The 13,545-nt window shown below is 51.4% G+C and carries 9 protein-coding genes and 1 riboswitch; of the genes, 7 read left to right on the top strand and 2 right to left on the bottom strand.

Features of this window, described 5'->3' with window-relative positions; translation table 11 throughout:
- The first annotated feature begins 442 nt into the window (after nucleotides 1-442).
- Nucleotides 443-700, top strand: a riboswitch (cobalamin riboswitch).
- Between the two features lie 193 nt (nucleotides 701-893).
- The 7 genes from GOB58_RS06840 to GOB58_RS06810 all read left to right on the top strand — a co-directional run bounded on the left by GOB58_RS06840 (nucleotide 894) and on the right by GOB58_RS06810 (nucleotide 10,230).
- Nucleotides 894-1,325, top strand: coding sequence for a DUF1636 family protein (locus tag GOB58_RS06840; RefSeq protein WP_173559681.1), 432 nt, complete (start codon nucleotides 894-896; stop codon nucleotides 1,323-1,325).
- Nucleotides 1,322-2,368, top strand: coding sequence for a cobalamin biosynthesis protein CobW (gene cobW / locus GOB58_RS06835; RefSeq protein ID WP_173559680.1), 1,047 nt, complete (start codon nucleotides 1,322-1,324; stop codon nucleotides 2,366-2,368). Before GOB58_RS06840 ends, cobW begins: the two co-directional genes overlap by 4 nt.
- A gap of 24 nt (nucleotides 2,369-2,392) precedes the next feature.
- Nucleotides 2,393-5,884 (top strand): cobaltochelatase subunit CobN, encoded by a 3,492-nt coding sequence (gene cobN, locus GOB58_RS06830; RefSeq protein WP_173559679.1) that lies wholly within the window; start codon nucleotides 2,393-2,395, stop codon nucleotides 5,882-5,884.
- On the top strand, nucleotides 5,881-7,218 hold the full coding sequence (locus GOB58_RS06825; protein ID WP_173559678.1) for a cobyrinate a,c-diamide synthase: 1,338 nt from the start codon (nucleotides 5,881-5,883) through the stop codon (nucleotides 7,216-7,218). The genes cobN and GOB58_RS06825 overlap by 4 nt, the downstream gene beginning before the upstream one ends.
- A gap of 156 nt (nucleotides 7,219-7,374) precedes the next feature.
- Nucleotides 7,375-7,917, top strand: coding sequence for a histidine phosphatase family protein (locus GOB58_RS06820; protein WP_086555150.1), 543 nt, complete (start codon nucleotides 7,375-7,377; stop codon nucleotides 7,915-7,917).
- Nucleotides 7,918-8,032: 115 nt separating this feature from the next.
- A complete protein-coding gene (cobO, locus tag GOB58_RS06815; protein ID WP_173559677.1) occupies nucleotides 8,033-8,659 on the top strand; it encodes a cob(I)yrinic acid a,c-diamide adenosyltransferase in 627 nt (208 codons plus the stop codon).
- A gap of 14 nt (nucleotides 8,660-8,673) precedes the next feature.
- Nucleotides 8,674-10,230 (top strand): cobyric acid synthase, encoded by a 1,557-nt coding sequence (locus GOB58_RS06810; protein WP_173559726.1) that lies wholly within the window; start codon nucleotides 8,674-8,676, stop codon nucleotides 10,228-10,230.
- Nucleotides 10,231-10,378: 148 nt separating this feature from the next.
- Here the strand turns inward: GOB58_RS06810 and GOB58_RS06805 are convergent, their stop codons facing one another.
- Nucleotides 10,379-10,768, bottom strand: a complete 390-nt coding sequence (locus GOB58_RS06805) for a helix-turn-helix domain-containing protein (RefSeq protein ID WP_265792879.1) — start codon at nucleotides 10,766-10,768, stop codon at nucleotides 10,379-10,381.
- Between the two features lie 359 nt (nucleotides 10,769-11,127).
- Complete coding sequence (locus tag GOB58_RS06800; protein WP_173559725.1) at nucleotides 11,128-13,344, bottom strand: TonB-dependent receptor; 2,217 nt, start codon at nucleotides 13,342-13,344, stop codon at nucleotides 11,128-11,130.
- Nucleotides 13,345-13,545: the final 201 nt, after the last annotated feature.

The raw sequence follows: 13,545 nt of genomic DNA, 5'->3' as shown, positions 1-13,545 counted from the left end.
TTCCTACGATAATAGAAAATTCACTGTAATAAGGTATAAATCTTAAATATAATGATGATATAGATGAAGTTATTCCCATGCCTGATGGTAAAAATCCTATAACAAGAACACGATTTTCGTTGGGTTTTGTTCCTATCTGGTCATCAAGTAGAATGTTTTTTATAAAATAATCAAACTCTTTTATTTTCTTTCTTATGCTGATTACTGTTTCTTTGCTGATATAGCATGGAAAGAGAAATGCCTGATGTGTCAGGCAACAATATCGTTTTACGTCATAAATGAAAATTAGTTAATGTATAAAATTATCTGGCGTAATTTTTATGATAAATGTTGAACGATTACTTTGTTTTCTAAGTGGGCAGAAGGTTACTCCTGCTCCTGTGGGTGACACATCTCGATCAGGTTAGTTATTTTGTCCGCTCTTGAAAAAAAAGAGGTTTACGATCATTGTCCGCGCAATGGTGTTCCGTGAGGAATGAAAAGGGAAGAACGGTGCATGGCTCAGGCTGTTAATCCGTCGCTGCCCCCGCAACTGTAAGTGAGTTTATCATACCTCTGCTGCCGGTTTGCCGGCAGCCTCCACCGGCTGTAACAGGTGCGGGAAGGAGCAGGGTATGATGTTGGTCTGAGCTATGCGTAAGCAGGCTTTTCAGGCTGACAGCCCATAAGCCAGGAGACCTGCCATTATATAAAGCCAGCCTTGTTAATCTGGTGGTTTTATAGCGAAATCCGATGCAGTGTTACATCTGGCGGGGTGCCCGGTTTGTAACCAGTGTGTAGCGATATGCTATGCATGCTCTCAGTCTTTTTCTGTCATGACTGGGGGGCTGCTTTTTTCTGCACCCGGGTTGTGTCTGGCCCTTGCTGCGCGGGGCTGTGTGTCAGGAGACAGAATGTCAGCGTCCTCTTCATCAGCAGATATGCCGGATATCCCCATCCTGCATGTGTGCCTTACCTGTCGCCGTGGTGGCCCGGCTATGGACCGCCCGCCTGGTGCACAGCTGTACGATCGTTTGCTGGCTCTGACTGATGCAGAAAAAGTGCAGGATCCCGCATTAATTCCTGCTGCTGAAATCAGAGGTGTTGAATGTCTGGCATCGTGTGATCGCGGGTGCACAGCTGCAATTGCCATGAAAGGGCGCTGGACCTGGCTTATGGGCCACCTTGGCCCTGAAAAAGCCGAAGATATACTGACATATGCCCGTTTATATGCTGCCAGTAAAAAGGGTACGGTTATGCCATCGCGTCGCCCGGCAGCCTTGTCTGATATGGTGCTGGGGCGTGTCCCGGCGTGTCTTTATGAGAGAGAGGATGAACAGTCATGAATAAAGCACTTCCTTCGCGCGTTCCGGTTACTATCATCAGTGGTTTTCTGGGGGCAGGTAAAACCACGCTGTTGCGGCATATTTTGCAAAATGCCAAAGGGCATCGCATTGCTGTGGTGGTTAATGAGTTTGGCTCTCTTGGTGTAGACGGTGAAATTTTGCGTGGCTGCGGTATTGAAGGCTGTCGCGATGATGATGTCGTTGAACTGGTGAATGGCTGCCTGTGCTGTACCGTCGCTGACGACTTCCTGCCGGCGATGGAGGCATTGCTCGATCGTGCGGATCCACCAGAGCATGTCGTGATCGAAACTTCAGGTCTGGCGCTGCCAAAACCGTTACTGAAAGCCTTTGGCTGGCCTACGATAAGAAGCCGTATGACGGTTGATGGTGTTATAACCGTGGTTGATGCGCCTGCTATTGCCACCGGTCGTTTTGCTGATGATCCGGAGGCCGTTGCCCGCCAGCGCGAAGCTGACCCGTCTCTCGACCATGACAACCCTCTGGCTGAGGTGTTTGAAGACCAGCTGAACGCTGCTGATCTGGTTGTGCTGAATAAAACAGACCTGACTGATACAGGGGAGCTGGCAAAAGTTGAGGCAGAGATCCGCCGTCTGGCTCCGCGTCCGGTGCAGATTATCCGTGCAGCAGAGGGTCGGGTAGATCCTGCTATCCTGCTGGGTATTGGCGCTGAAGCTGAGGCAGACCTTGATGCACGTCCTTCCCATCATGATGCGGAAGAGGGCGAGCATGAGCATGATGATTTTGAGAGTTTCGTTGTTGAAGTGCCCGAGCAAAAAGATGTTGAGACATTTCTGAGTCGTTTGCAGGATGTTGCCGCGCGTTTTGATGTTTTGCGTATGAAAGGTTTTGCTGCCGTGCAGGGTAAAGCCATGCGTCTGGCCGTGCAGGGTGTTGGTACGCGTTTTCGCTACGAATTTGACCGTTCGCTGCCTGCAGCTGGGGCGCGTACTGGCCAGATTGTGGTCATTGGCCAGAAAGGGCTTGAGGAAGCTGCCGTGCGCCAGGCTCTGGCAGGCGTATAATCCTTAAAGGCAGGCTGGCACGTTATGCACCTTCTTGTTCGTGAAAACCGCACACTTGATGAACAGGACCAGGCAGAAGATCTGGGGCTTGATCCCGCAGAGCTGATTGTTCTTTCGTTTACTGAGACAGATCTTCTGGGGCTGCGTGACGCGATTACCCGCCGGGCCGCGGAGCATGCCGGACAGAGCACGCATACCAGTATACAGGTCGTGCCACTGGCACGCCTGCGGCATCCTATGTCTGTCGATTTATTTATCGATACAACACTGAGCCAGGCGCGTTGTGTGGTTGTGCGCCTGCTTGGGGGACTTGATTACTGGCGTTATGGTGCCGAGGAGCTTTCGGGCTGGTGCAGGGCAAAGGGCGTGCCACTTGTGTTTTTGCCTGGTGACTGTGTGCATACCCGCCGGAAAGAGGGGGAGGCAGAGGAAGATGATCCTTTGCTGGCCTCTCTGTCCACGATTGATCCGGAGCAGAGAAAACGCCTGATCGGGTTTTTCCGCTATGGCGGGCCACGCAATATGACCTGTGCGCTGGAGGTCATGGAGGCCATTGTCAGGGGCGTGCCTGATGCAGGGCAGGCGCCTGAACCGCTGCCAGACTGGGGCGTTTATCGTACTTTTCCTGCTGCTCCGTCACCGCTTCAGCTGCCGTCTGGCTGGTGTGCTGCCTTGCCGGAGGGAGCAGCAGCCAGAGTTGTCGTGGTGTTTTATCGCGCCCATTTGCTGGTGGGTGACCACAGCGCACCTGAAGAGCTGGCGCGTCAGTTGTCACAGCATGGTTGCCGTGTCGATATGGTGTTTGTCACATCTTTGCGGGATACAAAAGTAGCCGGCGCGCTTAATGACTGGCTGGCGCAGGTACACCCTGATTGTCTGGTGAATGCTACGGTATTTTCCTCCCGTGACAGGGATGGGCAGTCTCCTCTTCTTTCAGTCGGTGTGCCTGTTATTCAGCTGTTGCAGCCTGGCACAACCCAGGGACTGTGGCAGGCAAGCGCCAGAGGGCTCTCACGTGCTGACCTGGCCATGCAGGTTGTTTTACCTGAGCTTGATGGCAGCATTGCGAGTTTTCCCGTCTCCTTCCGTGAGGAAACTGCACCTGGTCAGCCTGCATCCCGCCAGATTTATGCTCCGGGTACAGAGCAGGCTGTTGCGCGTATTATGGGCTGGTTACGCCTGCGTTGCCTGCTGCCTGAGCACAGGCAGGTCGGGCTTGTGTTGTCTGACTATCCTGGTGCTGGCGTGCCTGGTGCGCAGGGCTGTGACACAGGTCACACTGCTCATGCCGTCGGGCTTGATAGTTTCGCCAGCCTTTCTTCCATCCTGAGGCTGATGCAGGCTGAGGGGTATGAAACAGGCATACTGCCCACGCAGGCAGAGCTGGTGCAGATGATGACACAACAGGCACCCCGGCCTGTTCTTTCTCTTGATCAGTACAGGCAGCTGACACAAAAACTGCCGCCGGCCTTTATGCAGAGTGTCTGTGCGGCCTGGGGTGAACCGGAAGATGATTCCGCCGTGCATCAGGGTGTGTTTCATTTGCGTGTTGTGCCATGCGGAGCGATTACACTGGCCGTGCAGCCTGACAGAGGACGCGCGACTGACCGTAAAGCGCAGTATCACGACCCTGATAGTCCGCCTTGTCATGCTTATATTGCGTTTTATCTGTGGTTACGTGTTTGCCGTCATCTTGATGCCATGGTGCACCTGGGTACACATGGCACACTTGAGTGGCTGCCAGGTAAAGCGGCAGCGCTCTCGCCCTCCTGCTCCTCTGCTGTGCTGACAGGTGGTCTGCCGGTTATTTATCCGTTTATTGTCAATAACCCTGGTGAGGCAGCTGCAGCCAGACGGCGCCTTGGGGCAGTAACAATCGGACATATGACGCCGCCGGTGATGCAGGCTGGTCTGTCAGAAGATATGCAGATCCTGGAAAGGCTGATTGATGAGTATGCTGAGGCTGACGGGCTTGATTTCAGGCGCGGGGCCTTGTTGCGACAGGAAATTCTTGAGCGCGCAACCCGTACCGGGGTCCTGGCAGAGAGTGGCGTACGTCCCGGAGATGAAGATGAAGACGAAGCACTTGCCCGCCTTGATGCCTATTTGTGTGATGTAAAAGATTTGCAGATCCGTGATGGTCTGCATATTTTTGGTCAGCGTGCACCTGGTTATGACACTCTGGTCGATACGATTTCGCAGGCCTGTGGTCAGGGGTATGACCGTGACGACATTGCCCGGCGTGTGGCTTTAAGTGCAGAGGCAGAGGCGAATGCTCTGCGTGATGCGCTGGCAGGGCGCCTTGTGCCGGCGGGGCCGGCTGGTGCGCCAACGCGCGGGCGGGCTGATGTGCTGCCCACCGGGCGAAATCTTTTTACTCTCGACCCGCGTGCCCTGCCAACACCCTCTGCTATGCAGCTTGCTGCAAAAATGGAAAAATTGCTGCTTACCCGTCATTTGCAGGAGCAGGGTGAGCCGCTGACGCATCTGGTTATGGATTTATGGGGTTCTTCTTCTTTGCGTACAGGAGGAGAGGATATGGCTCTGGCCCTGCGTCTGATGGGGGTTGAAATAACCCGTAAAACCGGCACGGGGCATGTGCAGGGGTTTGAAATTATACCACTGGCGGTGCTCGATCGCCCGCGTGTTGATGTTACACTGCGTATATCAGGTTTGTTTCGTGATGCTTTCCCTGATCAGATTGCTTTGTTTGACCAGGTCGTTTCTGCTGTTGCCGCGAGAGATGAGGCCGCTGAGTGGAACCCGCTTGCCGCTTCGGTTAAAGGGCTTGAGGGAGATGCCCTGAAGCAGGCAGGTGCCCGTATATTTGGTGCGGCTATGGGGAGCTATGGCACTGGTGTCGAAGCGCATCTGCATAATGGTACATGGGGCAAAGCCGATGAGCTTGGGCAGGCCTGGCTGAAGGGCTCCGCCTGGACATATGGCGGCGGGCGTGATGGCCAGCAGAATATTGAAGGTCTGGCTGCTTTGTTGCAGCGTGCGAATGCTGTTTTGCATGTGCAGGATTACGCTGAAACAGATATGCTCGAAAGCCCTGAAAATGCTGCACATGAGGGCGGACTTGCCGCAGCGGCGGCATCACTCGGGGCGCGGCCGGCATTGTGGCATGGTGATACGTCCCGGCCTGATGCTCCCCGCCTGCGCGCGACTGAACAGGAAGTTGCCCGTATTGTCAGAGGCCGGCTTGCTAACCCGCGCTGGATAGAAGGCATGCAGCGGCACGGATATGCCGGTGCGGCCGAGATGACACGCGGGGTCGAGGCATTGCACGGTTTTGCAGCAACGGTGCCGGCACGCTTTGACAGACAGTTTGACCTGGTCTTTGCCCGGACTTTAGGTGATGAGAGTTGCAGCGCCTTTTTACAAAAGGTTAACCCTGCTGCGTGGGAGGCTATGCGAGCATGGTTTACGTCAGCCATGCAGCGTGGATTGTGGCACCCCCGCTCTAATAGTGTTGCTGCCGCGCTCGAGGGTTCAGGAGAAAGTTCCATATGACAGTACGTGCCCTCATGGTGTCTGCTCCACGTTCAGGAGGGGGTAAAACAACACTGACAGTTGCTCTGCTGGCGGCTTTTAAGCGCAGAGGGCTGCGGGTGAGTGCGATTAAAACAGGTCCTGATTATATCGATCCTGCTTTTCATGCGGCTATTACGGGCCGGTATGGCCTCAACATTGACAGCTGGTGTATGCCACCTGATTTACAGGCCTGCCTGCTGCAGGCAGCAGGACATGACGCTGATCTGGTTATTGTTGAATCAGCTATGGGGTTGTTTGACGGTCTGACCGGGCCGGAGGGCGCACGTGGCTCCCCTTCAGATATCGCCGCACGTTTTGGTATTCCTGTTTTGCTGGTGCTTGATGTGTCAGGGCAGGGGCAGTCTGTCGGGCCGATTGCTAAAGGCTTTGCTTCATGGCACCCCGATGTGACAATTGCCGGTGTTGTTCTTAATCGTGTGGCATCGCCGCGTCATGTCAGGCTGACGACAGGCGCGATCGAGGCCGCTGGTCTGGCAGCATGTGGTGCGCTGATGCGTCAGGCTGGTCAATCATTACCAGAGAGGCACCTTGGGCTGGTGCAGGCGCGTGAGCATGGTGCCCTGACAGACTGGATTGAAAAACTGGCAGATAAAGCGGAGCAGGAGCTGGATCTTGATTCTGTGCTGGCTCTGGCTGCCCCGGTGGCTGCAATGCCTGTGACTGCTGAATTGACACGGCATGCTGTTTTATCGCCGCCAGGGCAGCGTATTGCTGTGGCGGAGGATGATGCATTTTCTTTTCTCTACGGTCATCTGGCCATGTTCTGGCGTCAGGCAGGGGCAGAGCTGGTGCCTTTTTCGCCGCTGGCAGATGAAGTACCTGATGAGAGCTGTGACGTATGCTGGCTGCCTGGAGGATACCCCGAGCTGCATGCCGGAGGACTTGCGCAGGCCAGACATTTTATAAGTGGCCTTCAGCATTTTTCTCGCACCCGCCCGGTGCATGGTGAATGCGGTGGTTATATGGTGCTGGGGCAATGCCTTGAAGATGCAGAAGGAAAAAAGCACGCTATGTCCGGTTTGCTTGCGCATAGTACATCATTTGCACGGCGCAAATTAAATCTTGGGTATCGGGAGGCAACATTGCGGGCAGATACGGTGCTTGGCAAAGCTGGCAGCCGTTTGCGAGGGCATGAATTCCATTATGCTTCTGTGCTGGATGCGGGAGAGGATGCCCCGCTGGCTGATCTGGTAGCAGGCGATGGCACACCACTTGGTGCATGCGGAGGCAGGCGAGGTCTGGTGTCCGGATCATTTTTTCACGTGCTGGCTTGCAATGACACGGCTTTCTGATGACAGGGCCTGCATGATATGATGCTAGCATAGACCGCACATCCGGCTGGTTGTTATGATCGTGGCAGAATGAAGTGTGTCTGTAGCAGAAAAGCAGATCATTTTTATTCTGACACAGAGGTTATAGCAGGCAGGAAAATCCTGAGGAGAAAGAGTGTGCAGCGTTTTTCTGTGTTACTGGCCCGGCATGCCCCCGTTATGGTCGCAGAGGGTATGTGCTATGGTCGTCAGGAGGTGCCTCTGCGCCCCGGCTGGGAGAGGCTGACTGCTGGTTTGTCTGTGCTGGCTCAGGGGGCTTCGTGTCAGGTGGTATACAGCTCACCCGCGGCCCGATGCCGTGATATGGCTGAGAAGCTCGTCAAAACTACCTGTATGGAGCTGCGCATTGACCCGCGTCTGGCTGAACTGGATTTTGGTGAGTGGGAAGGACAGTGCTGGAGTGAGATCAGTCGTATACAGCTGGATGCATGGGCCGCTGATCCGGCAGGTTTTGCACCCCCCGGGGGCGAGAGCGGGTTATCCCTGATGCAGCGTATAACCGCAGTCTGGCAGGATATTAAAGAAAGTGGTGTTTCATCATGCATTTTATCCCACGGTGGCCCTTTGCGTCTGCTGACCGGACTGGCTGCGGGAGAAAAGCCACAACTGCTTTCGCCATCTATACCACAGGGCTTTGCAAGGTTGTTCAGTGTGATTTAACGATGTATAGTCTTTGAAATCTATAAATTTCCGGGAAAAGAGTATTTATGAGTGATCTTTCTTTTTCTGTTGTTTCAGAAAATATTTTATTAAATAAATAAGATCAGGATTTACTATGAATCAGACGCTTTCGTCTTCATTACAGGGTGCAGAGGCACATCACCGTGAAAAAATGCGTAAGCGTAAAGAGGTTCAGGACCGTGAGGTAGCGTCAAAAACTCTCGAAAAAGGGTTGCTGATGGTGCATACCGGGCCGGGTAAAGGTAAATCAACGGCAGCGTTTGGTATGGCTTTGCGGACACTGGGTTACGGGCGCCGTGTTGCTGTTGTGCAGTTTATTAAAGGCGCCTGGGATACGGGAGAGAGGCGTGCTCTTGAACGTTTCGATCCCCTTGTTTCCTGGCATGCGCCGGGTGAAGGATTTACCTGGGAGACGCAGGATAAAGCACGTGACATTGCAACCTGCGAAGAAGCCTGGCGTTTTGCGGCTGATGCGCTTGCTAACGCTGATGTCGGGCTCGTTGTGCTTGATGAGCTGAATATTGCCCTGCGTTATGAGTATCTCTCTTTGCCTCATATTCTTGATGTGCTGAAGGCGCGGCCGGAGGGGCAGCATGTCGTGATAACGGGGCGCAATGCCAAACCTGAACTGACCGAGGCTGCGGACCTGGTGACCGAAATGACTCTTGTTAAACATCACTTTCGCAGTGGCGTAAAAGCTCAGAAGGGAGTGGAGTTTTGACAGCGCGTGTTCTGATGATTCAGGGAACAGGGTCAGGGGTTGGAAAATCAACATTACTGGCTGGTCTGGCACGGGCTTTTACCCGCCGTGGGCTGAAAGTTTTGCCCTTTAAACCGCAAAATATGTCGAATAATGCAGCCGTGACGGCAGATGGCGGAGAAATAGGGCGGGCGCAGGCCCTTCAGGCGCTGGCGTGTGGTGTTCAGCCCGAAGTGGATATGAACCCGGTTTTGCTCAAGCCTCAGGGGGAGACAGGCGCGCAGCTTGTTGTGCATGGGCATGTGCTTGAAACAGTAGAAGCGCGTCAGTATCAGTCCCGTAAAGACCGGCTGATGCCTGAGGTGCTGAAAAGCTTTTGGAAGTTGGCAGCGCAGGCTGATCTTGTCCTGGTTGAAGGTGCAGGATCTGCATCCGAAGTGAATTTGCGGATGACTGATATTGCCAATATGGGTTTTGCGCAGGCCGTGCAGGCGCCGGTTGTTCTGGTTGGCGATATAGACAGGGGAGGCGTAATTGCAAGCCTCGTGGGGACACAGGTTGTGATTGCTCCGGAGGATGCTGCGCTAATTAAAGGCTTTATTGTCAATAAAATGCGCGGAGATACTTCGCTGTTTTATGACGGCATGGAAGTCATTTGCGGGCACACAGGCTGGGCCGCTCTCGGGCTTGTACCTGATCTGCCTGCTGTGCGTTATCTGCCTGCTGAAGATGCTTCTGATCTGAATACGGATCAGAGCAGAGAGGATATCTACACTGAGGAAGGCGACGGAGAGGGTTATACTGTTCCCCGTTTAAGAGTGGTTGTGCCTTTGCTCCCTCTTATTGCAAATTTTGATGATCTGGATCCTCTGCGTGCAGAGCCTGCTGTTGATCTGATAATGGTCAGACCTGGGACACGTTTGCCTGAGTGTGATCTCGTAATTTTGCCCGGTTCTAAAGGGAGTTTGTCTGACCTTATGGTGTTCCGTTCAGAGGGCTGGGAGCATGATTTGCAGGACCATCTCGCCCGTGGCGGGCATGTGATGGGTATTTGTGGCGGGTATCAGATGCTGGGCCACCATATTGCCGATCCGAAAGGCGTTGAGGGGGATGTTGAGACAGTTGCAGGGCTGGGGCTGCTTGATGTGGAAACAGTGCTGACAGAATCTAAACATCTTGTTGAGAAAAAAGGTATTGTGAGTGGTATGCAGGCCAGCGTCTCGGGCTACGAGATGCATCTGGGTGAAACAGATGGTGCTGGTTGTCGTCGTCCTTTGCTTGAGCTTGACGGACAACCTGAAGGAGCCGTTTCAGCCAGCGGACAGGTTTATGGTACTTATCTTCATGGTATTTTTGGTGGCAGGGATGGCCGTATGGCGCTTTTATCACGTGCCGGAGGTGCAGATTTTACGCCAGGTGGTTTTTGGTATGAACAGGAAGATGGTTTTCAGAAAATAGCGCATCATGACATGATAGTCGAAGATGCTCTGAATAGTCTGGCGGACCATCTGGAACATTTTATTGACCTTGATGCATTGCTTGACCTGGCTTCGTACCCGGTTACGGCACTGCAGAATAGAAATTTTTCTTAAATTCTATGTGAAAACAGCCGAAATCTGCCTCTTTCAGAGAGGGGTAAGTAAATCGGCTGTATATATCGCAAGTGTAATTTTTTATTGTTATAATACTGGATGTTGCGGCTTAAATATAATGTCATAATCCTGACTGGTGTATTATTTTTCAGGTCAGCTTTTCCAGGTTTTTCTGTTGCGTCTTAACCTGTCTTTCCAGCCATTTCTGAGCAGATACTTTGCGTGATGCATCAAGCATACGGTACAGACCAATCATGTCATGCTCATCAGGAGAGACAACAAGCGGAATGTCGATCTGCGTATGGCCGGTTAAAAAAATCTCCGGGTCAACACCAAAAAGTTCAGCAAGTTTGGGAATATGTTTGCGAGCACTGCCTTCCCGTCCGGTTTCCCAGAAAGCGATAGCAGGGCGGGATACACCAAGGGAATCTGCAACCTGCTGCTGTGTCATGCCTGAAGCTTTGCGAAGAATTTTCATTCTCTGGCCGAGGTCATTCCCAGGTGAGATGATCTGTTGTTTAATATCTTGATTATTCACGGTTTTTTCTGCTTTATTTCGTTTATGAAAAATGTTTACAGGCTTTTTTCGCTGGCGTTTTTTACAGCGGGCTAGAATGTGTCATATAATTCTATTTAATACAAGCTTATGATTTCTTTTAATTTTCTGGTCGTGTTAAGAAAATAATAAAAATAATATTTTTAATTTTAATATGTATTTATACTTATATAAATTTTTGTTTTTTACTTATATTTATTATTATTTTTATTTAAATTATTATTTTTATTTAAATTATTATTTTTATTTGTTTTTGATTGTATATGTATTTATATATTCTAAATATTTGTGTTTGTTTTTGAAAAATAAAAAACAAACACAAATAAACGTTCTTTTATATTTTAGAAGTTTTGAGAAATTCCTGTAAGAATAGTACGGCGCAGACCATATTGAGGTGCGCCAACGCCAATGCCACTCCCGTCGCGCAGCATATAGGTTTTGTCAAACAGATTTAAAACATCAAGCCTTATCTGCGTATTGCCTGCAAACCGGTAGCCAAACAGGTTTTTAAGTGTTTGCACGGCTGAGAAATTAAAAGTGACATATTGTGGCAAAGAAACACCGTTCGGTACAGTTGCTCCGTCAGCTCTTAACCCGCTTCCATATACCATGCTTGAGCTAAGCAGCAGAGGGTGCCAGCCGTGACTGAAGAAAGTGTATGAAGCGCCGGCAGACGCTGTCCAGCGCTGGTCATGATCCAGATGAATCCAGCGGCTGCGTATATAGGCAAGGTCATCAGGGTCAAAATTAAACTGGGCGCTGGTAATGTCTTTGCCAATGGCGCGTGACCATGCAAAATTACCATAAAGAGACAGTGCGCCTCTGGTATAGGAGGTGCTGACCTCGTAGCCGTTGACCTGTCCGCGGCGATAGTTAAAGCTGCTCAGAATAATAGGCGCACCAAACTGCCCGTCATCAATCAGATTATGTGCTATTTTATAGTAAGCATCAAATGAAACGCGCCAGCCTGGCAGAATAGTTTGTTCAAATCCTGCATCGAAATAATGGTCTCGCTCAGCTTTGACGGCATTATTCAGGATGCCAGGCGAGGCACCACTGGTTCCGGCAAATTTCTCAACAGAGAGGGAGCTGACATTTTCAGCCGGCGGGGGGGTGAAGTAGCGTGAATACCCGGCATGGAGTACACCGCCGCGCCATGGTTTCCATACAATGTTCAGGCGCGGGCTGAACTGTGTCGCACTCGAATAAAAACTCATGCCATCAAAACGCATACCGTAATTGATAGTCAGATTTTTAAGGGGGGTCCATTCATCCTGAAGATACAGGCCATACTGAATGCCTGTTTTGCCACTGCCATCATAAATGGTGGAAGGAGAGGAGGAGTAAACAGGGCTTCCGTCAGCATCTGTTCGGGTTGCTCTGAATACTTTAGAATCTGTTTTTGAAACTGAACGGCCTGCAAAAATCTGAAAGCCGAAGCGTATGGTGTGCTGAGGAGCGGCATGCCAGGTCACATCATGCTGCGTGCCGCTGTTGAAAACAGAGCGTGCTGCTCGCTGAGAAATACCATTAAATACGAGGTCTCCCAGCGGATCAGGAGAGTAACGCAGGCTGCTGTAACTTGTGAATGCTGAACTTTGCAGAGAAAAAGCACCAATATCTTTTTGTAAAGAGAGAATGGCGAAGTCAGTTATCTCTTTCTGGTGTTCATCCAGGTTGCTGCTGTCTGTGCTGCCGCGTAACTGTGAGGCGAGGTTACTGCTGCTATAGTCCGGGTTGGCAAACTGGGTTTGCTGGCCGGGGTTGTTGGGGAGCTGGTATTCAGCGTTTGATACCCCGGCAATAAGGCTGATACGTGTTGTGCTGTCAGGCGTGTATCTCAGGTGTCCCAGAAAATGATACTGGTTGGTCAGATCATGGATCGCGTTGAAGGAGCGTGTGGTGTTTTCAATACCAACCCGGTTATGCACGAAGTCAGCCGTCGCGAAGTAATCCCACTTTCCTGAATGACCACCATATTGCACGGAGGGGAAGAAATAGTCACGCGCGCCGCCATAAATGGAAACATTACCGCCTGAGTTTGTTCTGCCGTTTTTCGTTGTAATGTCGATCACCCCGGCCTGGTTAAAGCCAAATTCACTGGGGAGAGCGCCTGTAGTCAGTGACATGTTGTTTGCAAAGCGGGTCATCAGTGTCTGTCCAAAGACACTCAGACCTTCGGGTAGCTGTACGCCGTCCAGTCTGAACTGAACGGAGTTATGGTCGCCGCGTACGTGAATCTGACCATAGCTGTCCTGTGCAACGCCCGGTGCCTGCAACAAGACCTGGTTGAGTGGTGCGTTATCACCACCAGGAATGGTTTCCAGTGCTTTGCGGCTAAACTTATAAACCGTTGCGCCGGTGTCGGGCTGTAGTTCAGAGCGTGCCTGGTCAAGGTGGGCTGTAACAGTAACATACTCAGAGTGCTGATCTTTACTGATTTTTTTTGTTACAGTCTCAGGCTTTTTGCTTGTTTTCTTACATGTTTTTTGTGTTTCGCAGAGTGGGTGAAAAGAAGGTGTCAGCTGTGCAGGCTGACTTTTTGCGGCGCCTGTCATCCACAGGATGTCAGTCGTTATGAGCAGGCAGGAATACAAAAGCGCGGATTTCCGCATGCCAGAAACACTTTCAGTTTTATAAAGAGTTGAGATACATAACTGACCAAAGAATGTTATGTTATAACATATTGTTTAAAGGGGCAAATTTTTATCATCATTTGCCTCTTGCCTTTTTGTGGGTGCTCTTTTAAATCAGAGCTG

The organism is Acetobacter thailandicus (assembly GCF_011516655.1).
GTDB lineage: Bacteria > Pseudomonadota > Alphaproteobacteria > Acetobacterales > Acetobacteraceae > Acetobacter > Acetobacter thailandicus.
Note: the sequence above shows the minus strand (reverse complement) of the source record. Positions and strands in the feature narration are given on the sequence as shown.